The 19,481-nt window shown below is 49.3% G+C and carries 23 protein-coding genes; 3 read left to right on the forward strand and 20 right to left on the reverse strand.

All coding sequences use genetic code 11. The features are described 5' to 3' along the window. Window positions 1–389: 389 nt before the first annotated feature. Window positions 390–1,517, forward strand: coding sequence for a slipin family protein (locus ACJHYW_RS11155; protein WP_000592026.1), 1,128 nt, complete (start codon window positions 390–392; stop codon window positions 1,515–1,517). 5 nt (window positions 1,518–1,522) lie between these two features. Beyond that, complete coding sequence (locus ACJHYW_RS11160; RefSeq protein WP_061092773.1) at window positions 1,523–2,314, forward strand: nucleotidyltransferase domain-containing protein; 792 nt, start codon at window positions 1,523–1,525, stop codon at window positions 2,312–2,314. 14 nt (window positions 2,315–2,328) lie between these two features. Here ACJHYW_RS11160 and ACJHYW_RS11165 read toward each other — a convergent pair whose 3' ends face one another. The 19 genes from ACJHYW_RS11165 to ACJHYW_RS11255 all read right to left on the reverse strand — a co-directional run bounded on the left by ACJHYW_RS11165 (window position 2,329) and on the right by ACJHYW_RS11255 (window position 17,129). Next, entirely contained in the window at window positions 2,329–2,784 is a 456-nt protein-coding gene (locus tag ACJHYW_RS11165; protein ID WP_061092772.1) for a hypothetical protein, read from the reverse strand. Next, window positions 2,781–3,488 (reverse strand): DUF4376 domain-containing protein, encoded by a 708-nt coding sequence (locus ACJHYW_RS11170; protein ID WP_061092771.1) that lies wholly within the window; start codon window positions 3,486–3,488, stop codon window positions 2,781–2,783. The genes ACJHYW_RS11165 and ACJHYW_RS11170 overlap by 4 nt, the downstream gene beginning before the upstream one ends. Next, window positions 3,485–5,065: a phage tail protein gene (locus ACJHYW_RS11175; RefSeq protein WP_000135569.1), complete on the reverse strand. Its 1,581-nt coding sequence runs from the start codon at window positions 5,063–5,065 to the stop codon at window positions 3,485–3,487. The genes ACJHYW_RS11170 and ACJHYW_RS11175 overlap by 4 nt, the downstream gene beginning before the upstream one ends. 2 nt (window positions 5,066–5,067) lie before the next feature. Then, window positions 5,068–5,784, reverse strand: a complete 717-nt coding sequence (locus tag ACJHYW_RS11180) for a phage tail protein I (protein ID WP_000359520.1) — start codon at window positions 5,782–5,784, stop codon at window positions 5,068–5,070. Next, complete coding sequence (locus tag ACJHYW_RS11185; protein ID WP_000951744.1) at window positions 5,777–6,892, reverse strand: baseplate J/gp47 family protein; 1,116 nt, start codon at window positions 6,890–6,892, stop codon at window positions 5,777–5,779. The genes ACJHYW_RS11180 and ACJHYW_RS11185 overlap by 8 nt, the downstream gene beginning before the upstream one ends. Then, window positions 6,883–7,242: a GPW/gp25 family protein gene (locus tag ACJHYW_RS11190; protein WP_001093498.1), complete on the reverse strand. Its 360-nt coding sequence runs from the start codon at window positions 7,240–7,242 to the stop codon at window positions 6,883–6,885. Before ACJHYW_RS11190 ends, ACJHYW_RS11185 begins: the two co-directional genes overlap by 10 nt. Before the next feature lie 98 nt (window positions 7,243–7,340). After that, a complete protein-coding gene (locus ACJHYW_RS11195) occupies window positions 7,341–8,042 on the reverse strand; it encodes a phage baseplate assembly protein V (protein WP_000679401.1) in 702 nt (233 codons plus the stop codon). 9 nt (window positions 8,043–8,051) lie between these two features. Then, window positions 8,052–9,092, reverse strand: a complete 1,041-nt coding sequence (locus ACJHYW_RS11200; RefSeq protein ID WP_001361462.1) for a phage late control D family protein — start codon at window positions 9,090–9,092, stop codon at window positions 8,052–8,054. Further along, window positions 9,080–9,289, reverse strand: coding sequence for a tail protein X (locus tag ACJHYW_RS11205; protein WP_001269711.1), 210 nt, complete (start codon window positions 9,287–9,289; stop codon window positions 9,080–9,082). The genes ACJHYW_RS11200 and ACJHYW_RS11205 overlap by 13 nt, the downstream gene beginning before the upstream one ends. Continuing rightward, a complete protein-coding gene (locus tag ACJHYW_RS11210; RefSeq protein ID WP_000271436.1) occupies window positions 9,289–10,242 on the reverse strand; it encodes a phage tail protein in 954 nt (317 codons plus the stop codon). Before ACJHYW_RS11210 ends, ACJHYW_RS11205 begins: the two co-directional genes overlap by 1 nt. Beyond that, window positions 10,242–12,617, reverse strand: a complete 2,376-nt coding sequence (locus ACJHYW_RS11215; protein WP_001262479.1) for a phage tail tape measure protein — start codon at window positions 12,615–12,617, stop codon at window positions 10,242–10,244. Before ACJHYW_RS11215 ends, ACJHYW_RS11210 begins: the two co-directional genes overlap by 1 nt. Before the next feature lie 189 nt (window positions 12,618–12,806). Continuing rightward, window positions 12,807–13,124, reverse strand: coding sequence for a phage tail assembly protein (locus ACJHYW_RS11220; RefSeq protein ID WP_000658214.1), 318 nt, complete (start codon window positions 13,122–13,124; stop codon window positions 12,807–12,809). 50 nt (window positions 13,125–13,174) lie between these two features. Beyond that, window positions 13,175–13,699: a phage major tail tube protein gene (locus ACJHYW_RS11225; RefSeq protein ID WP_000907502.1), complete on the reverse strand. Its 525-nt coding sequence runs from the start codon at window positions 13,697–13,699 to the stop codon at window positions 13,175–13,177. Further along, a complete protein-coding gene (locus ACJHYW_RS11230; protein ID WP_000729835.1) occupies window positions 13,699–15,123 on the reverse strand; it encodes a phage tail sheath family protein in 1,425 nt (474 codons plus the stop codon). The genes ACJHYW_RS11225 and ACJHYW_RS11230 overlap by 1 nt, the downstream gene beginning before the upstream one ends. Beyond that, window positions 15,113–15,310: a hypothetical protein gene (locus ACJHYW_RS11235; protein ID WP_000875310.1), complete on the reverse strand. Its 198-nt coding sequence runs from the start codon at window positions 15,308–15,310 to the stop codon at window positions 15,113–15,115. Before ACJHYW_RS11235 ends, ACJHYW_RS11230 begins: the two co-directional genes overlap by 11 nt. Continuing rightward, window positions 15,307–15,762 carry a Gp37 family protein gene (locus ACJHYW_RS11240; protein WP_000404767.1) on the reverse strand — a complete coding sequence of 152 codons (456 nt, stop codon included), beginning with the start codon at window positions 15,760–15,762 and terminating at the stop codon, window positions 15,307–15,309. The genes ACJHYW_RS11235 and ACJHYW_RS11240 overlap by 4 nt, the downstream gene beginning before the upstream one ends. A 144-nt stretch (window positions 15,763–15,906) precedes the next feature. Beyond that, a complete protein-coding gene (locus ACJHYW_RS11245; protein ID WP_000777272.1) occupies window positions 15,907–16,221 on the reverse strand; it encodes a membrane protein in 315 nt (104 codons plus the stop codon). Window positions 16,222–16,233: 12 nt separating this feature from the next. Then, complete coding sequence (locus ACJHYW_RS11250) at window positions 16,234–16,839, reverse strand: lytic transglycosylase domain-containing protein (protein ID WP_000266448.1); 606 nt, start codon at window positions 16,837–16,839, stop codon at window positions 16,234–16,236. A gap of 2 nt (window positions 16,840–16,841) precedes the next feature. After that, window positions 16,842–17,129, reverse strand: a complete 288-nt coding sequence (locus tag ACJHYW_RS11255) for a putative holin (RefSeq protein ID WP_000758131.1) — start codon at window positions 17,127–17,129, stop codon at window positions 16,842–16,844. A gap of 537 nt (window positions 17,130–17,666) precedes the next feature. On the opposite strand from ACJHYW_RS11255, the gene ACJHYW_RS11260 reads away from it, so the two are divergent. Then, on the forward strand, window positions 17,667–18,014 hold the full coding sequence (locus ACJHYW_RS11260) for a Mor transcription activator family protein (protein ID WP_000619864.1): 348 nt from the start codon (window positions 17,667–17,669) through the stop codon (window positions 18,012–18,014). A 54-nt stretch (window positions 18,015–18,068) separates the two neighbouring features. Here the strand turns inward: ACJHYW_RS11260 and lysC are convergent, their stop codons facing one another. Further along, window positions 18,069–19,418, reverse strand: a complete 1,350-nt coding sequence (lysC, locus tag ACJHYW_RS11265; protein WP_001290321.1) for a lysine-sensitive aspartokinase 3 — start codon at window positions 19,416–19,418, stop codon at window positions 18,069–18,071. Between the last annotated feature and the right edge of the window lie 63 nt (window positions 19,419–19,481).

Genomic DNA, 19,481 nt, shown 5'->3' on the forward strand with positions numbered 1-19,481 from the left:
AAGTTTTCCCCCTACAAACAACAGTAATTTATTAACTCTTTATTTTTCATTTTGTTAATGGTTTTTCTCAATTCTGGCACGCTTCTCGCAATAACACTTTTGCGTTGATACTGAATTTCAAAGGGGATTAAACCCCGTCGGCACACCAGGAACGGCCAGGCTGTTTTCCGGGCGTGTTCCGTCAGCCTTTGACGCCAATTATGGGTTCGATTCCCGAATTCATTCCTGAAATGAATACTGGTTGTAACTTATTAAATAAAAAATGAGGGATTGCACAGTCAGCGATCCCCGATAACGTCGCCGATAAAGACGCCGGGTAACAGGCAAAAGGGAATTCCCCTGTCGCTTCGTATCTGCTTCCGCGACGGCTGTTAAGCAAGGAATAGATAATGATTAAGAAAATAAGCGTAAGAAAAGATCAGCTGGCATTACTCTCCAGAAATGGCGATTACTACAAAGTGCTGCATGCAGGCGAGCATCTTTTACCCTGGTTAAATACGCCAGAAGTCTTGCTGATTACGTTCGATGGCAGCGAAGTTCCCGACGTGCTGGCGGATTATTTGCGCCGCTTTCAGCCTGATTGGGTGGAAAGATATTGCGTGGTGGCCGACTTGTCGGAGACTGAAGCCGGGGCGTTGTATATGGACGGTATTTTGCTGGAGATCCTGCCGCCATCAACGCGTCGTTTGTACTGGCGTGTAGAGGATGATTTGACGCTGGTGCGGATGAATACGCAGCAAGTCCAGGTTCAAACGGAGGTGATGAATGCGGTATTGCAGCCACGGCGCAAAGGGGCAGTTAAAGGCCGCGATGCGATACTGACGGTGCAGGTTCCGGCCTGGCACGTAGGTGTACTGAAAATCGATGGTGAAACGCAGGCGCTGTTACCGCCGGGGCTGACTGCGTACTGGAAAATTAACCATCTGGTTGAAGCTGAAGTGGTTGACACCCGCTTGCAGGTACTGGAAGTCAGCGGGCAAGAAATCTTAACGAAAGATAAGGTCAATCTGCGGATTAACCTCGCCGCCAACTGGCGCTACAGCGACGTGTTATTGGCATTTAGTCAGTTAACGAAGCCGATTGATCATTTGTATCGGGAATTGCAATTTGCACTGCGTGAAGCGGTAGGTACGCGTACGCTGGATGAGTTGCTGGAAGATAAACAGGTCATTGATGACGTTGTCAGCGAACAGGTTAAATCGCGTATGTTGCCATTTGGTATGGAGATTGCCTCATTAGGGGTGAAAGATATCGTCCTGCCTGGTGATATGAAAAATATCCTCGCGCAGCTGGTTGAGGCAGAGAAATCTGCGCAGGCGAATGTGATTCGTCGGCGTGAAGAAACGGCAGCGACACGTTCGTTACTCAATACCGCTAAAGTCATGGAAAACAACCCGGTGGCGTTACGCTTAAAAGAACTGGAAACGCTGGAGAGAGTGGCTGAGCGGATCGATAACATCTCTGTATTTGGCGGTCTGGATCAGGTTCTGCATGGGTTGGTTAATATCAAAGGGTGAGTAACATGCCATTAAATGGAGTCAGTGCTGCGATGCGCGAACGGGTATCGCAGCAGTTAAAAGAAATAGAACGTCTCTATGGCGTGAAAGTGCTGTACGCCTGCGAATCAGGCAGCCGCGGCTGGGGATTTGCCTCGCCCGATAGCGACTACGATGTACGGTTTTTGTATGTCCATCCGCTGGAATGGTATCTGCGTGTAGAGTCACCGCGCGATGTTATCGAGCTGCCCATCGACGACGAATTAGATGTTTCCGGTTGGGAGTGGCGTAAGGCGCTGGGATTATTGAAAGGCGCGAATCCGACGCTGATAGAATGGCTGGATTCTCCGGTGGTCTATCAACAAGATGAAGAAACGATAACGGCGCTTAAGGCAATGGTCCCAATGTGGTTTTCTTCGTTGCGTGCACGCTGGCATTACTATTCGATGGCGCAGAAAAACTTCCGCGGCTATTTGCAGGGCGATGAAGTTCGACTGAAAAAATACTTTTACGTGCTGCGTCCGCTGCTGGCCGTACGCTGGGTTGAAGCGGGAAAAGGCGTGCCGCCAATGCGCTTTTCCGAGTTACTGGCGGGAAGCGAGCTTGATGCGCCGTTACGCGTAGAAATAGACGAACTGCTGGAGCGTAAACAGCGAGCGGGGGAGGCGGAATATGGTCCGCGTCGTCCTTTGTTACATGCGTTTATTCGCGCGGAGCTGGCGCGCGGGGAAACTCCACCAGTGTTACCGGATAGCAGAGAAGGGGACGTTAAGGAACTGGATAGTTTACTGTACCAGACGGTAATGCGCCGGGCGTGATGCCCGGCGTTATTTTACGGCTGATATTGCCAGCTACTGACTAAAGCGTACAAGTGGTTTGGAGAATAGCGCCAGCTTTCCTTCAGTTGCAGAAATTCAGCACAAAATTCACTGCAAAACAGGCGATCGCGCTGTTCTTTATTACCGATAATAATTCCTAATGCTCCGCGCCAGTCATATTTTTTGCCATCATGTTTACGGAAAAAAGTTTCCACATCCTGAAGGCTGGCCTGGAGCGGCAGCATATCCCACTTATCCGCTGGCAATGGCATTATTTTTCCGCGTACACCGCGATCGCGCAGTGATGCGGAGTAACAAAGGTATCTCTTTTCACCATGCTTAACGGCTAATTCACAGTGGGAATAACTACCGCGTGTGATTTTACGGGTAAGCCAGTCAGCCAGTCGGGCAATACCACGGTGCTCTGTTCGGCCCTTATAACAAGCGAGCCAGACAGTGGTTTTACTCATGGTTGCCAGCCTGTTGAATAATCGTAGTCGAGCACCGCCTGAATATCGTCCAGTGCTTCCACCGCCGCGATATGACGCTGGGCGTTTGCGAACAAGCGCATATCGTGATCCATGGTGACCGATTCAAACTGGGCAGCGATTTCGTTGGTTAACTCAATCAGACCATTATTTTTAGTTTTCCACATTAACCCTGGCGGAATTTTTTTCTCCGCTCCCATTTTTGTGAGTGAAAGCTGTTGGATACGGCTATTTGTATCACTGTGGAAGTGATGGTTGTTGATGATGATGTAATCGGTTGTGATGGCATCGCGTTGATTTTTGATTGCAGAGTATTTCGCCTCTTTAGCATCGGTTATAGATGGTTGCCATTTTTCACCATCCCAACGTTCAAAAGAACCTGTCGGGGAAATGACTGTTACATTTTCAGGTAATTGGCCCAATTCTTGAATAATAAGCTGGCTACCATCAACTTTGTTATAAACAGTTTGGCCTCGATGATCTTCAATAAGTCTCCATGTTTCATTCTCCCACACTGGAGTAAAACCAGGAGCCTTTTCGGGAGGTGAAATTAATGTGCAATAATTTGGCAAGCCTGTATTAGGTGCAATGTATGCATCAGACTCACCGATATATTCTTGGGAGTCTTGTGAAAAATTATATACAGTTAGTATTTGAGCTTCATCAGAAAAGGTAAAAGTATTCATGCTAGCCTCACAATATAGTTGAATGCGATATTTTTGACGGTGTTTTCGGTGCTGCCGGTATTATTAATGGTTAGGGAGTGGTTATGGGAACCAAGTGCAATTGAATGCGAATGGGTGCCGAGCGCAACAGTGTGCGAATGGGAACCAATTGTAACACTATGAACGTGTGATGGAACATTAATTGCCAAAGATGATCCGGTACCAGGGCCATATGATGTCCAGTCGCCTTGGCCCTCTGGTGAAGATGTCCCTGTTCTTACTGTTGCAGTTGCCGAGCCTGAGCCAGATGAACTTGTTGTTTTATTTCCATGGTTAAATGATGATGCAGTTTTAGTCCCCAAGTCTGTGAGGGGTGTGGTTTTCGTCCCTAAATCAGTACTCGAAATACTGCCCGTATGGTTATGTGATTTAACTCCATCCAGTTCAGTAGATAATATAGCGCGCCCACTGGATGGTTTTCCTTTAATTATCCATCCGCGCATATCAGGAATAACACCAGATGGATATGCAATTGCCAGTTTGGGATAGGAGGTTTTATTAAATGTCTGACCTGTCATCAGAGCGTAGCCTGAAGGTACAGAATCAGATGGCCAGGGAATAGGCATCCCAACAGGACAGCTTTCCGCAGCAATAGCCTTATCCATCGCTGCCTTAACCGCGTTCGGCGTCGCAGCTTCCGTCGTACTGGTGCTGTTGGTCGCATTATTAAGTTTCACGACCCCTTTTTGTGTCAGCGTACCGTCGGGGATACCTGTTATTTGCCCCCAGGCATGGGTATGGCTGGACGGCGCCGCAGCAATAGCCTTGTCCATCGCTGCTTTAACCGCACTTGGCGTTGCAGCTTCCGTTGTACTGGTGCTATTTGTTGTGTTGTTAAGTTTAACGACTCCTTTCTGCGTCAGTGTACCGTCAGGGATACCAGTAATCTGATTCCAGGCATGAGTATGACTGGTTGCGGCTTTGCTATTTGCCAGGTCATATGCCGTTTTTACCGCTTTTGGCGTGGCTGCTTTAGTCTCATCATCGCTATTAGTTGCATTACTGAGCTGCGTAAAACCTTTTTGTGTCAGCGTCGCATCAGGATGATTTCGTGATTGCTGATGTGTTTTCAACGCGTCATCGACATATTCCCTGGTTGCCACAACGACTGAAGGGTCGATCAAAAGCGTCACCGCGTCTGCATTGGTGACTTCCATGACCGCGCGTATAACGATTTGCTTACTGGCCCCCGCAGGTAATCGTGGCTTATAGGTTTCCGGGAATTTACCAATAGCGACCAGCGTGCCGTCGGTATCCAGTAACCCAACTTCGCGTACATACCAGCCTCCGACTTGTTCGGGAATAATCGCTTCTGCGATAACCCAGGCCGGATTATCTGGCGCAATTTTTAATGTATTGAGCTGACCACGCCAGACCTCATGGACTACTTTGGTCTGACTTTCTGTCGGTTCGATATATTTACCATTACCGTCGCCAACTACCATAGTTTGCAGACGGATCTGTTTTTGCTCGGCCAGTGCTGAGGCAATTTTGGCTTTGCCTGCAGCAGTTAATATTGTAAAAAATTCACTTGCCATTATTACTCCGGATATACAGACATAATTTCGGTGCTCCAGTATCCTGTGCCGACCTTCATCGGTTGGGATTGTGTAAGGCGATCGGGTTGATAAGGTAGTAGTTGGATATATTCCTCCACACAATAACCCGTCGCTAAAAATATTCCTGATGACTGGCTGAGGCTTTCTGCAACAGGAGGCAATACTGTAATGACTTCCCCTCCTTGCATGGCGCTGCCAATAACTGGTATTGGGCTTCGATTAATAAGCCAAATAACAATGCTTTCCAGCTTTGAACGAACATTTTTATATTCATGAATTAATGTGATAAGTGCATTGAATTCATCTTCATTTAATCCTTTTTCCTCTAGTGTAATATTTACCTTAAAAAAATAAGCCCTTCCCCCATATTCAAACCATTCTGAAATAGTTCCGGGTAAGGAAAGTATTTCCAGCACTCGCCGTACCGCCCAAATTGTTCCTTTATATTTATGCAGTTCAATGGCTTGTTTAATTAACTCGCGTTTCTCCCGCTCATCGGTGGTAAATAACCAACCTTCCAGCCCCTGAACGTGAAATTGTTCTGCAAGGGCTGGTAATGCCGAAGCATCAACCAGGTCGACCAGATAAACCATCAACGCCGTCAGATCGAGTTGGGCAAAACGCTCGGCGGCGATGTTTGCCAGAATCGAAAAACGCTCATCGCTGGCAAGCGGCGGCGGTGGCAGCAATTTATCCATCGCTGACTCCGGCAATCGTGACGTCTATTGCAGTGCATTCCGCCCATTCATGCGCCTGCAAAATACGTTTTGTAGGCATATTCAGCGCAACGTCATAGACGCCATCGACCTGTAACACTTTGATTATCTGGTTTGGCACAATGTCCTGCCCCAGATGTTTCTGCCGCTGTTGCGTCCAGAGGCTAATCGCTTTACGCGCCGCAGCCAGCGTTGTCTCCTGATCGGCGGTGGTAAACAGCATTAGCTGCGCACGGATCTCATACGGCACTCGAAGAGCGCATTTCGCACTCACTTTGTCGGTCAGCGGTCGTTTTTTCTCCTTGCTGACTTCTTGTTCAATCTGCGCCAGCAACTCCGTGCCGGGTAGACCATTCAGGGTTAGCGGGTAGATCTCCACGCAGCCTTCTGGCAATCCCTCGTCCGGCCCCAGTACTGCAACGTCAATAATCGACTGGCTAACAGAAAGCGTATGAAAGCGGTAGGCACCATAGCTGCCCGCATTACTAAAGCTTTCTGGTGCCAGTTGGATACGCTGGCGCAATGCGTCATCGCTCTCTTCACCGCAGCCGCCCGTTGACGCAGTCAGGTTGGTTACGTTGATGTCATAATGACCAATCCTGTCGACCAGTGCGCTAATTTGTGCAGGCTGCCAGCCGTTACCCTGTTCACCTGCTGCGAGGCTGGTGGCAGGAACGGCGATATGCAAACTCCTGGCCGGAAGCAGAACATCTTCATCGGTGGCGAACATCACGCTATCAGAGGCACTGGCCCGCGTCCCCTGGGGAATCAGGATATTGCCGGGATACGCACTAACGACCGAAAACTGCAACGTCGTTTTTGCAGGCTGCGCAGGCAAACGGTGAACTCCCACCAACTCCCCTAAATAATCCAGCATTGGCGCGCGGGAATACGCGACCAGGTTTTGTTTCGCCGCTTCCTGAATGGCGATGCGTACAAGGTTTTCACGATAGGCAAACAGGTCGATGAGCAACCGCTCAGCCTGTGCCGGATAGAGTTTTTTACCACTGGCATCTTCGTATTGCGCAATCATCTCACTGGTAATTTGCGCAGGATCGCGGTCAATAAAATTGGGTTCGGCTATCGCCATAACACCTCCGTTGAGTTGATAACGCCGTCAGCGGCGCGCCATTGCACACGTAACGTCAGATGTTCGCCGTCGATTACTGGTGTCACCTTCAGCAACCGACAGCGCGGTTCCCACTGGCGGATGGCTTCCACCGACTCCCGTACCACATGCGGGATAGCCCGCTCGATGGGGTAATCGATGTAGTGCCACAAGTTGCTGCCAAACAGCGGTCTGTGGGGATCACTGCCGCGCGGTGTACGCAGAATGATGTGTATTGCCTGGTGAATATCATCCAGCCCGCAGACGTATTCTTCAGGCCGCTGCAAGGCCGGTTGCCAGTGCAGCGTTGAGGGGCGTGTTTTTGTGTTCATGAGGGTATTTTCGCCCTGAACGGGCTGTGGAGATATTAAAGCGATTTAGAAAACTGATTGATTAAAAAGAGAAAACCCGCCATCAGGCGGGTTAAAAGTCAGTGTGAATGGTGGTTGGAGTTGCCACCGCTGTCCTGCAATGCGCCGCTGGCCTGAACGTTGCCGATCACGTTGACATTGCCGGTTATCGTGGCTGCGTTACCGATGCCTCCACTTCCTGCCATCCCGCCAAGCCAGGTGAGTTTTTTCATTACCGTGACGTTGCCAGTAAAGGTGCTCATGGGCGCATCTACCGTCACTGCTGCTGCTTTAACCTCGACCTTAGTGGCGTCGATGCTGACATCGGTCGCTTTAACATCGACGGTATCGGAAGTCACGGTGACGTGTTGGGCTTTAATCTCAACGTTGGGCGATGTCAGGCGGGTGCTGTCGATAACCTCAATCACGATTTTCTCGATACCGCCGTTAATCGTCAGCTGGTGCGTGCTGCGGTCATATTCAAACGCTGCGCCATCAGAAAACTGGACGTAACGTTTGTCGCGCGAGGCTACAGGCGCGGTGTCAACCGTAGAATAAACGGCACCCAGCACCACGCCATCTTCACCGTTATCGTCCAGCAGAACTTCCACTTGCTCGCCCATATCCGGTAGCCAGTAGTCTTTATTGTCCTGGGAATTGCGTTGAAGTACCGCAAGCCAGTTGCTCTTCAGATTGTCACACTCTGGTAGAGTGACCCGTACCCGAACACTGGTTTCGTCAATATCGCTGATAATCCCCGTTTGACGGGTTACTCCTTTCATATTTCCTCCTTACTGGCTGGTCGCTGGCCCGCGTGACACGTCGATTTCAGTGGTATAGCCGCTGCGCACAAAACTGTGAGTAGATTTATCAATCAGCCACTGACCGGAAATCACGCCAAAATCGGTCAGTTCAATTTTATTGCCCGCCGTCAGTTCCGGGCAGCCCATCATTGTGAGCGTTCCGGTTTGCTGATATTCGTTGTGGCTGTCGAGTGCAGCGTTAGCCTTTGCCTGTGCTGCGCCAACGTCCGTCGCCCGACTGTTCAGTTTTAGCGTGTCGGCACTAGTGCCGACTCCACGGACAGATGGTTTTTGCTGGCTGTTGTGAGTGTAGATAACCAGTTCTTTTTTCTTACTATTTTGATGCTGTACGGTGGCGTTCTTGTAGATCCGGTTAATGGTGTCTTTGAAGGTAAAATGAGAAACCTCTTTGCGATCGATCTTTTTCACAGGCGTCAGGCAGCGCAGCGTGGGTAAATGTGAAAAAATCAGCTCTTTTGTCGTCACTTTTACGGCATAACCATATTCACTGGCCAGACGTTTGAGAAATCCGACATCGGTTTCACCATACTGCGTTACCCGGTCGATGGTGAGCGACTCGATTTTGCCCACCAGTTTCAGACCGTGCGTTTGGGCAATACGGCTGGCGATCGCCGAAAGCGTCGTTTCTTCAAAGCCCTGGCTGTTACGGGTGCGCAGCGCCTGATTGACGGAAGTGGCGATGCCATCAATATTTACCGTGGAAGGTGGCGCTGAAATATCAATTTTATCAATAATATACTGGCCACAATCGAGCAGCTTTTCCCCCTGATAACCTATATGCAGCGCCAGCGTATCGCCTTTGCCGGGATACCACTCTTTTATCCAGCGTCCATCTGTGTCATCCAGTGTAATTGCGATGGTATCCGACTCGTTTTTGATGCTGTCGTGGTAACTGATGCTGGTGACATAGGGTGTGATGTCATAAGTGATATCTTTATGCCCATACCAGAGGGTAAAAATGGGCGTGAGTGTGGCAAAGACGCCACCAGTTACGCTCATCTCAGCCATGGTGGGATCTCCGATAAGGTTTTATTAACGGAAATGACCGGAATAATGAGCTGAATACCGGAAGGCAGTACCGGGTAAATGGCTACATGTGGATTGGCGGCGATTATGCGTTCATAAGCCAGCGCATCACCGTAGTAATGCCATGCCAGGTTATCCCAGCGTTCGCCATCGGTGGTGATATGTTCAAGGTATCGCATTACCAGCTCCTGGTAATGGTTACGGCAGCAAGCTGGCTCACTGCGGGAGTGGTTTGTTGTACCGTTGTACGTGCCTGCTCAACCAACGACGTGGCTTTATCGAACGTCGCTTCGGCGATGTCGCTGGTAATGTCGTCGAAAAGCGCCTGAGCATGGTCAACCAGCGTACTGGCGTCATTGGCGCAGTCCCGGATACCTGGCATGTTACCCAGTAAAGCTTTAATCTGCGCCGACAACGCTTTTGGTAGGCCTGCCAGCGTTTGCAGATCCATTGGCTGTTTAAACAGGGTTTCGATGGCGTCGATTGTCTTTTTCAATGACGTAATTATCTTTTCACACTTTTCTTTTAACGCTTTGGCCTCTTTAATCATTGCTTTCACTTTTGCCACCGTTTTTTTAATATCTTCAATGGATTGTGTCAGTTCATCCAGCATCTCTTTGGCCTTACGCATACCTTCTTCAATGGCGTTTAATATCTGATCAAACCAGGACTCCACCTTGTCGGGAAAATCGCTCGCCTTTTCCTCGATGTTGGGCTCCTGGGTGGTAATCGCCGGAGGTAAAAGTGGATTTTTAGGATCGCCGGTGTACTCCTGGAGCGACATCGTTCCGTTTTGGGCAATCACATTGCCCCAGGGATCGGTGTGCTGGTGGGTGGCGGTTAGCTCCGTAATCACAAACCAGCCGCGATAATCGCCATTGCCAAATACCAGTGCCATCGCCTTGTGAGCAAGCATGGCTTCACGCAGTCGGTTCAGCTCTGTTGTGGGCTGGCAAAACTGGCTGTGCAGGGAAAATTCCAGCGCCAGCATATCCAGCTTATCGCCAATAAACTGCACGCCGGGTTTGCCTTCTATACGGGCATGTGTGGCGTAATCCACGCCCATTGTGCTTTTAAAGCCGTCCCAGAATGTGACAACCTTAAATTCAATCTCTCCTAAAACGGCATACATTAGGCATACCCCCGGCGCTGCTGCTGCGCCATTACATCGTTAATCATTCTTTCCAGTTCGCGTTTACTCATCGTCAACACGTTCTGAATCTCTTTAGTGGTGTTTTGTCCGTTACCCTGCACGGTAATTTGTGGCGAAAAATTCACCTGAACTTTTCCTGAGGAACGGGAAGGTAGCGTCGCCGCTTTGGTTACGGATTTACCAGGTAAAGAGGCAGATACGGGTTTGGCGGCTGTATTTTTTGCCGCTGGCGCCGATGACGGCGTAGCCGTTTTGCCGGATGGCGCGAGTTGTTTGCCCACCGGCGGCGTTAAAATCGCACCGGCAACGCCTGGAACAACGGTCGCGGGGGAGACGGATGCGGTATTAGTCGTGCTTGTAATAGCTGTAGCCGATCCTTCTGTACTAATACCCATCGTGGTTTTTAGCCAGTCTGGGATGGCGTTTTTTACCTGATCAATAATGCCTTTCAGAGCGGGGAAGGCATTCATTATGCCGTCAACCAGACTGCCCAGAAGATTGCTGCCGAACTCGCTAAAACTTGCAGGCATCTCGACACCAAACCAATTCATCACACTGGAAAAGGCGCTATAGAACAACTCCAGCGGTGACCAGTCGAGAATCAACCGACAAATTCCTGCAATGCCGCCGTCAAAGGCCGTGGTGATACGTTGCCAGATGGTCGAAAAGAACCTGGAGATAGGCTCCCAGTTGCGATAAATCAGATAAGCAGCGCCCGCAATCGCAGTGATGACCAGACCAATGGGATTCATCAGTAGCACCCGGCCTAGTGAGAGAACGGTCCGACCAACCAGTTTCAATGTTCCAATCAGGCCACGACCAAGCAGTTGCGTTAGCCATTTTGCGCCGCCACCCAATGACTTAACCGCTGATAGCATCTTACTTGCCCCGCCTGTGAGCGCCAGACTTGCCTTGACTTTCAGGAAGATATCGACCAGACGAATAAACGGCGAGGTGATGAGGTTCGCGCCCAGCTTTAAAACATTCAGCGCACCGTTAAACAGCCAAATCGCCCCGACGATTTTCGCGATGTTTTGCACCAGTGTCGGGTGCTCACGTAGCCAGGCGCTGAACTGACGAATAACCGGCGTAAGGCTTTGTGCCAGCTCGCCAATCAGCGGCATTAATTGCAAGCCAATGCTGAGCCATAAATCATTTAACGCCAGCTGTAACGCTTTAGTCTGTTCAATGGGCGAGGCCATTTGCGCAGAAAAGTCGGCATCAATCAGATTCTTGCTGGTGGCTTGCATGGCAGAGGCTTTTAACTGGCGATATTCCTCCATATTCGCCAGCATAGGGGCCAGGAATTCCACTGTTTGCGCATCGCCGAACATTTCCCCCAGATTAAACTGCGTCACCATCGATTGCAGCGCATTGCTGCGGGCAGATAAATCTTCGATCTGCATGGTGCGTTTGAAGGTGTCGAGGATCGCCGGATTCATCTTCTCAAGCTGCATTTGCACGATATGAGTCATGGCTTCGCTAACACCCATACCGTTTTGCTGATGCTCAAGCAGAGAGCCTTGCAGATCAACGCCCTGGCTGACGAACCAGTAATCGGTTTTTTTCGAAAAGGTGGTTTGCAGAAAGTGGTCGAAATTCTCCGCCGCCGCACTGGCGCTGGCCCCGTTTTTCATGGCGATCTGCATGGTGGCGGTCAGTTCAGCCATACCTTCCAGACCCTGAGCGCCGGTTTTACCTGCAAATTTCTCTATCCACTGCGTTTGTTCAGCAATGGCAGGCCCACCGCTTTTGCTAATGCCGTACATCATGTTTTGCGCGGCGTGGAAATTTTCCGGGGCAATATTCAGTCGATCATGGGTTGCGAGCGCGGCATTCGCCCATGTTTCAGCACTTTCGCGCGTGGCGGTGGCAGCTTTGGCGATCTCCGGCATATAACGGTTGAGATCCTGTATCGACGACAAATTGCCTTCGATCAGCGTTTGGGCTGCGTTCTGTAAGGTGGTCTGCTGCTGGTTAAAATCCATGCTCCAGTCGCGCAGATTAAGGCTGAGCGTCTCGCGGGTTGTAGCATTCATCCCACCTTTGGTCGCCATATTGACCATGTTGTCCTGAAACTCATACGGCAACTTCCAGTCGGGGGCTTCAACATTGAATACTTTGCTAAATTGCCCGGCAAATGTTTGGGTTTTCTCCATCAGATTAGCGCGGCTGCGGCTATTTTCCTCCAGGCGGAGAGCGGAATCGGCAAGCTGCTGCGTTAGTTTGATAACTGTCGCCTGCTGAGTAGAGAGAGTTAACAATGTTCTGGCGTTGAGTGAGCCGTAACGGGCTATTGCCTGCGTCAACGTCTCATTACGCGCCTGAAGCTGGGTAATAATATCGTTGGCCAAAATTGTTTCTCTTTAAATATTGATAATGGCCCGCTGGTTATTTTTCTAAAAAAAGGGGCAGGGAAGAAATAAACCTGACGGGCTTGGGAAACTCGCAGACATCAGGTCTGCGAGTCATATTCGATTTTTATTTGGGCGCTGGCTTCATCCAGCCAGTTGCTAAAGTCATCGACGGTAAGGGCGTCTATCTCACTGGGTGGAAAGCGAAACCATCTCGCCAGTAACGCCATCGCTTGCCATAACAGTGGCGGATTCTGTAGCCACGCTAAGCATGGATTGAAATCGTTTCTGCAATGCCTGGTAATCCAGCAAATCCATTTCAGCTAAATCTTCTGGCACCAGTCCGGTCATTGCCGCCATTAGCGGTTCATCCCACTCTTCAGGTTTTTCGCTGATCCGGCGCGCGTTGCGCATATCTTTTACTTTCAGGCGACGTAATTGCAGAGTGTTAATTACGTCTCCCGCCGCTGAAGTAAACGGGAACTGTAAGATATAATGTTCTTTCATTTTGTGTCCTTATTTATTTTGCAAAGTTCGGGGCCGTAGCCCCGAATAACTTAGCCACCGATGTTATTGCGATAGGTACTTAATTGATCCACACCATTAACCCGGAAAATATTGGCCATATAATCAAGTTCAAGCAGCGTTTCACCATCAACTACTTGTTTAATATAAGTGCAACCAAAGGCGCTGCTGAATTCCGGGTTTTCATTCTGTTTAAATGTGCCCAGTGGATTCTTTTTAAACATCACGGTTAAATGTGTCACTAGCGCTAATTGATTCGCTTTCCCCTGGGAGTTATAGCAATCAATACTGGAGCGGCACTGTAATGCAACCGCCTGCCACGGGTTTGCCGTTTTACGCATTACGTCCTGATAGAAGGAGTTCCATTTAATTTCGCCCTCCAGTTTATCGAAACCCGCCGGGAGTTCGATTTTACCCACCATGCCCAGTGCTTTATGCTCCTGCATAATTAAACTGACATCCGGCAATTTAATTTCGGTTGCACGACCTAAAAGGTTATTACCATCGAGATAAATATTGGCGTTGGTAATACGGTTAATTTGAATTTTTCCAGCCATTAGCTATTGCTCTCCAGAGAGACTAAATATTCAGAAGTAATTTCAGTTTCAAACGTCAGACGTTCCAGCGGCGGCGGCGGGGTGAATTTATAGCTCAGCAATAAATGCCCAGCGCTGAGTTCAGTCGGTGAATTTCGCGCCGGATCGTACCAGCATTCAAAGCCAAGCAGTGCGCCGTCGGCAATCAGCTTACGGCCCCAGGTATTTACCGATTCGGTCAGGGCATCAATCAGCGCCTGATTAATCGGCATATCAATATACTGCTGACTGAAATAACGGATTGACTCATTAATTACATCGCCTGTCCGGCGGACGTTTTCAAAGTTACGCATATGGGTCACGGTAGGCCACGCTGCAGTGCGGTTGCCCCACAAGCGCAGACCAGAGCCGTAACTATTGAAAATAGTGGTAATGCCGTTTTCGTTTAGCTGATTCACTTCGCTTTGTGGATCATCAATCATTGCGGAAAGCGAACGTTCAATACCGGTAATACCCTGAATTTCTTGGTTTGAGTTGCTCCACCAGAAACCTTTTTCGAGGTCTACTTTGGCACGTAGCCCGGCAGCGCGCGAAGAGAGCGGTTCGAGAACTTCCTGGTTAGTGATGCCATCGTAAACTTTGACGTGTGGGTAACATAAACGCGCACGATCAGAGCTGGTGTTGAAGTTGATAGCCCCTTGCGAACCGCGTCCTGCCAATACCTGCTGGAATGTCGTCCCAATCGGGGCATCAATGTAGGTAATCGCACCAAGTTTTTCCGCTTGTGCAATCAGCTCTGTAGTTACTGATTTTTGCGTACAGAACACGGGAGCAAGCAGGATTTTGGCGTAGAAACCATACAGGTTATAGGTGTCCTGTAGCAGTTTCATCCCCGTGCGGTCGCCTGCGGTATTTACGGTACCGATAATATCGGCTGCGGTGACCTTTGTAGGGTCGCACCAGGAATAATAGGCACAAACTTTCGCACCAGGAGGAATGTCGGCTCCTTTACGGGTAATTATGCCTGTTTGTTCATCTACGCTAAATGCTGCGGTGTTAAAGGTTGATGAATTTGATGAAGAGGGCTTTAGTACCACGTTACGCACATTGCGGTGAGCGAGCTTCGCCTGGTTGTTAGCATCAAAAGTGATACTCTCATTGCTGATGTTGGAGCCATGTTTTGCCGGATCCAGCACGTTAATCACCACCACCGTACCGGCACCGTGGTCATAAATTGCCTTCAGTGCCTGTGGGATCGTAAAGTTAGCCTGAGTCGAGCCAAACTGCGCAGCATCGCTTTCAGAAAGGCATAATGTTGGTTTATTTACCGGACCGCAGGGGGCTGTACCGATTAAAGCGATGACGGCGGATTTTACCGCTTTAACCGGACGCGGGCCGGTTTCAATTTCAATAGTTTCTACACCGTGCAGATAATTAGCTGCCATGTACAATTTCCTCTACGTTATTTTGTTCTTCCTGAGTGATGACAGGAGTCAGATGATTGCGGGCAATCATGGTCATGACCCACTCGTTGTCTTCTGGCAGATCAATTTCACTGTTCGGCCACAATAAGATTTCTTGTCCATCGGCAAGGGTGACGCCGCTTGCTGGGCCGTTGTAGATGTATTTCATTCAGTTTCCTCGTAGTTAACTTCCGTAAGCAGGGGAAGATCCGTGCTTTCCTGTTCAGCGATAAATAGCGAGCTGGTCGCCATTTCCAGGATGTAGCGGCAGAAACCGCCGCTCTCACCCGTATTAATTTCTTTTTCAAGCCAAAGAAGACGATCGCAATCAGGAAGCTGAAGGCCACCCAATGCGCTGCGTATGTGATCAAGTGCGTTTAATGCATCACAATTTTTGCCAACAATAACGGTGGCGGTTAAGCGGAGTATTTGCTGTTGCACGATGGCATTACTGCTTTCGGGCGTAGCAAAGACAGAACCGCTATAATTAATAATCACTGCAACTCGTTGTGTCTGTGGAATATATTTCTGGGCATCCTTAGATGAAATAAATATATCCATTTCGGAGTTGTGTTCACGTAATCTGGTCACAACAGAATTCATTACAGATAAAATTTCCATATAGGCTGTACCTTAATTACCGCTCACTTCGTTATCGTTGAAATGTATTCTGAAGCAGCGAAGGTGAAGAATCTTTTAATGTGATTTAGAGAAAAAATTGAATGGTTAAAAAAATCCCCACCCTTACATAAGGGTGGGGATTTTTCAATAACTGCCACGTTGTAACAGCTCGATTTTGCTATATAAGGCATCCAGCTTCGCTTCTAATACTGCTTGCCCACGAAGATAATCTTCTCTGCGGACATAATGCAGCGGAAGCTCGGCACGAAATTCGAGAAATTCTCTTTCCAGTTTCGACCAACTTGTTTCTGATTCCCGGCGCGCGTTTTCCAGAGATTCAAAACGCTCATTAAGTCGTTTTTCAATTTGTGCTAACAGCAGTTTTCCGGCAGCAAACATTAATCCAACGAAGGAAAGCATAAGGGAGATCACTTCCCAAAAATCGATACTGAGTTTCATCGGCCCCTCTGATTAATGAAGACAGCTTGCCTGTCCCCAGAGTAAATAGCGGGCGGCATGTTGATAGAGGATCATCTTTGGATAGCGACGATTTTCTCGCCAGTTCGTGGCGCTGCGCCCGGCGTTGACTTGCTCAACATGACCAAACCAGCTAGTGGCATCTAACCCTTTGGATGCAGCCAGTTTTTTATCCCGGTTAACCCACCCCTGACCGCCGTTATAGGCGCTTAGGGTAAACGCCATACGCTGACAATCATTTTTCGCAGAGATGTTTTTCCACAAATGCTGGTCATATTGCACCAGCGCGCGAATCGCCCAGGTTGGGTTATACGGTTTGTTTTCACGCAATTGTGGATACAACTGGCTTATCCATGTCGCTGTAGCAGGCATAAATTGCGCCATACCTTGTGCGCCAACGGGGGAACGTACCATTGGCTGCCAGGCGGACTCCTGGTGTAATTGCCCGGCAAAGTCGGCCACTGGGGCATTCAGCCCCCAGACTTCTCGAGCTGTACGAATTAGTTCGTTTCGCCATGCCAGAGAGGCTCTCGGCGGTTCAGAGGCGTTGAGTGGGAAAAGAACGAAAATAATCATAGACGCGATATATTTCAGCCACATCACTATAGCCCTAACGCGACGGAAAGGCAGACGGCAGCAACGATGATAGCCCGGCGAATCATTGCCGCCGCGCAGCAACGCGGTTCCTTCCAGGGGCAAAAAGAGTCAGGCCGTGCCCAGGGGAACAAACTGCGATCGAGCCAGTATCCCAGCACCGCGGAAAGCGAAACCAGGCTTAGTTTATAAATGACGACCGGGATTTGTGCTGAAGAGGTCCAGCCGATCACGACAAACAGCGCGACGGAAGCGACCAGCCAACCGGAAAGCCGGGGAAGAGTGACTTTTTTCATACGGTATCTCCTGATAAGTGAGCGTTTAGTGTCGCCAGAACCCGCCAGTGAAGAATGAAAAAAGCTTTAATAAATAAGTTTAAAAAATAGATTCTCTATAAATGAACATGCCCGCTAATAAATCCACTCAGCAATTAAAGAGCAAAAGGTGACCTCGCGAATAAGCGCGTCATTATGCAGGGAAAAGATGATGGTGAATCGTAGGAATAGTCAGTAGTTATTTGATTTTTAAAGTTTGTTTAAGAAAGTCAGCGACTGTGAGGGAAACGATCTTTTTACACTACAAGTAAAAATAATACTGTATGTGTATACAGTATCGTGTAAAATGATACACCTGTTGACAAGAAACATAACGCAAACAATATATCTATTTCATGAATTTATGGCGTTCATTAATATTAAAAATTTATATTTTTGTTAATTGTTTATTTGTTTGTTGAATGTATTGAGTAGCAGTAATGACAACTGCTTAGCGTATATCCGTGGTTTTACACGCATCGGGTCTTATTCAGGATGCAAGATATATGGAGATGAAAAATGATACGAAAATCAAAAGAGATGGCCCGGACACCGGAGATCATTAACGACCTGGCTTTTCATGCATCGCAAGTTCTGATTGAAAGCATCAATCTCGACAGTTCATCGGCAGAAAATGTGGGCTTTGCCATTGCCGACCGAATGATGCGTAACTGGGGCGGACAAAGCATTTATTTCCCTAAGGGGATCTCCGGACGAGCATCGGAGCGTGACTACCAAATCTATAGCGAGTGCGATGGGCGCAACTACGCCGAATTAGCGAAGAAATATAATCTGACGCTGCAATGGATTTATAAGATTGTGAAACGCGTACATGCGGAAAAGCAACAGCGCCGCAGTAATTCGTAATTGAACCGGCATGGTGAATAGCGTCGTGGGTCGCTATTCACCTCTACTGATCGTTTACTCAAACAAATTAAAATGCAGCTTCTGCACCACCTGCTCGGCATCTTCGCCGGGCACCAGGAAGCACAGGTTATGGCTGGATGCGCCGTAACAAATCATGCGAATGTTGAACGGTTCCAGTACGCCGAATACCTCTTTGCCTACGCCGCAGGCTTTTGACAGGTCATTGCCAATCAACGCGACCAGCGCCAGACCTTCCTCCACTTCTACCCGGCATAGTGCAGACAGCTCCATCAGCAGAGATTGCGTCAGCAAGGTATCGCCAGTGGAGGTTGAACCGGTGGTATCAAGGGTTAATGCCACGCTCACTTCTGACGTGGTGATTAAGTCTACCGAAATATTATGCCGCGCGAGGATGCCGAAAACTTCCGCGAGGAAACCGCGAGAATGCAGCATATTCAGGCTGTGCAAAGTGAGCAGAGTCTGATTGCGACGAAGCGCCAGCGCGCGAAACAGCGGCGGATTTTCAGTTTTATTGCACACCAGCGTACCACCTGCGCGTGGGTCTTTGCTGGAGCCGACAAAGACCGGGATATCGCTGCGTACTGCGGGTAGCAACGTTGCCGGATGCAGTACTTTTGCACCAAAAGTTGCCATCTCTGCCGCTTCGGCAAACGCGATTTCATCAATGCGTTTTGCTGCGGAAACCACGCGTGGATCGGTGGTGTAGATGCCCGGGACGTCGGTCCAGATATCAACACGAGATGCGTGTAAAGCCTCCGCCAGCAAGGCTGCCGTATAATCGCTGCCTCCACGGCCAAGCGTCGTTGTCCGACCTTTATTTTCGCTACCGATAAATCCCTGGGTGATCACTAAGCCTTCATTGAGGCGTGGGAGCAGCTGCAGCGCGGCCAGTTCCGCCAGCGCGGCTACATCTGGCTCTGCACGACCAAATCGGTCGTTGGTACGCATCACTTTACGTACATCAAACCACTGTGCCTGAACATCGCGTTCGCGCAGGATTTCGACAAACAGCAGGGTCGACATCAGCTCGCCGTGGCTGACCAGTTCATCTGTCAGCGCCGGAGACGTTGCCAGCGCCGCCGCTTCTGCCAGAACAGTAATGTTCTCCAGCAGACGTTCAATCTCTTCACGGATAACGTTCGGGTAACGCAGACGTTCCAGAATGGCAAACTGGATATTGCGGATTGCGTCGAGTTTTTCGAATCGCTCGCCAGGTTCCAGTCCTTCAGCTAAAGCGACCAGCAGATTAGTGATACCAGCAGAAGCCGAGAGGACAACTAAACGCACGTTGGCATCAGAAAGCACAATATCAGCGCTGCGGTTCATGGCGTCAAAATCAGCTACGCTGGTACCGCCAAATTTGGAGACAACAATTTCAGACATAACTACCTCGTGTCAGGGGATCCATTTTCAGCCTTGGCACAAGGGAAGAGCGGAAGACGGGTG

The sequence above is a fragment of the Escherichia sp. WS3063 genome, assembly GCF_046486595.1.
GTDB classification, from domain to species: Bacteria; Pseudomonadota; Gammaproteobacteria; order Enterobacterales; family Enterobacteriaceae; genus Escherichia; species Escherichia coli.

Coding starts and splice junctions, on each gene's coding strand:
- ACJHYW_RS11170 (WP_061092771.1), bottom strand. CDS start 3,488: ATGAATACTTTTACCTTTTCTGATGAAGCTCAAATACTAACTGTATAT.
- ACJHYW_RS11175 (WP_000135569.1), bottom strand. CDS start 5,065: ATGGCAAGTGAATTTTTTACAATATTAACTGCTGCAGGCAAAGCCAAA.
- ACJHYW_RS11235 (WP_000875310.1), bottom strand. CDS start 15,310: ATGAAATACATCTACAACGGCCCAGCAAGCGGCGTCACCCTTGCCGAT.
- ACJHYW_RS11245 (WP_000777272.1), bottom strand. CDS start 16,221: ATGAAACTCAGTATCGATTTTTGGGAAGTGATCTCCCTTATGCTTTCC.
- ACJHYW_RS11260 (WP_000619864.1), top strand. CDS start 17,667: ATGATACGAAAATCAAAAGAGATGGCCCGGACACCGGAGATCATTAAC.
- ACJHYW_RS11200 (WP_001361462.1), bottom strand. CDS start 9,092: ATGGCTGAGATGAGCGTAACTGGTGGCGTCTTTGCCACACTCACGCCC.
- ACJHYW_RS11185 (WP_000951744.1), bottom strand. CDS start 6,892: ATGGCGATAGCCGAACCCAATTTTATTGACCGCGATCCTGCGCAAATT.
- ACJHYW_RS11210 (WP_000271436.1), bottom strand. CDS start 10,242: ATGTATGCCGTTTTAGGAGAGATTGAATTTAAGGTTGTCACATTCTGG.
- ACJHYW_RS11180 (WP_000359520.1), bottom strand. CDS start 5,784: ATGGATAAATTGCTGCCACCGCCGCCGCTTGCCAGCGATGAGCGTTTT.
- ACJHYW_RS11165 (WP_061092772.1), bottom strand. CDS start 2,784: ATGAGTAAAACCACTGTCTGGCTCGCTTGTTATAAGGGCCGAACAGAG.
- ACJHYW_RS11195 (WP_000679401.1), bottom strand. CDS start 8,042: ATGAAAGGAGTAACCCGTCAAACGGGGATTATCAGCGATATTGACGAA.
- ACJHYW_RS11155 (WP_000592026.1), top strand. CDS start 390: ATGATTAAGAAAATAAGCGTAAGAAAAGATCAGCTGGCATTACTCTCC.
- ACJHYW_RS11220 (WP_000658214.1), bottom strand. CDS start 13,124: ATGAAAGAACATTATATCTTACAGTTCCCGTTTACTTCAGCGGCGGGA.
- ACJHYW_RS11225 (WP_000907502.1), bottom strand. CDS start 13,699: ATGGCTGGAAAAATTCAAATTAACCGTATTACCAACGCCAATATTTAT.
- lysC (WP_001290321.1), bottom strand. CDS start 19,418: ATGTCTGAAATTGTTGTCTCCAAATTTGGCGGTACCAGCGTAGCTGAT.
- ACJHYW_RS11240 (WP_000404767.1), bottom strand. CDS start 15,762: ATGGAAATTTTATCTGTAATGAATTCTGTTGTGACCAGATTACGTGAA.
- ACJHYW_RS11190 (WP_001093498.1), bottom strand. CDS start 7,242: ATGAACACAAAAACACGCCCCTCAACGCTGCACTGGCAACCGGCCTTG.
- ACJHYW_RS11250 (WP_000266448.1), bottom strand. CDS start 16,839: ATGTGGCTGAAATATATCGCGTCTATGATTATTTTCGTTCTTTTCCCA.
- ACJHYW_RS11160 (WP_061092773.1), top strand. CDS start 1,523: ATGCCATTAAATGGAGTCAGTGCTGCGATGCGCGAACGGGTATCGCAG.
- ACJHYW_RS11255 (WP_000758131.1), bottom strand. CDS start 17,129: ATGAAAAAAGTCACTCTTCCCCGGCTTTCCGGTTGGCTGGTCGCTTCC.
- ACJHYW_RS11230 (WP_000729835.1), bottom strand. CDS start 15,123: ATGGCAGCTAATTATCTGCACGGTGTAGAAACTATTGAAATTGAAACC.
- ACJHYW_RS11205 (WP_001269711.1), bottom strand. CDS start 9,289: ATGCGATACCTTGAACATATCACCACCGATGGCGAACGCTGGGATAAC.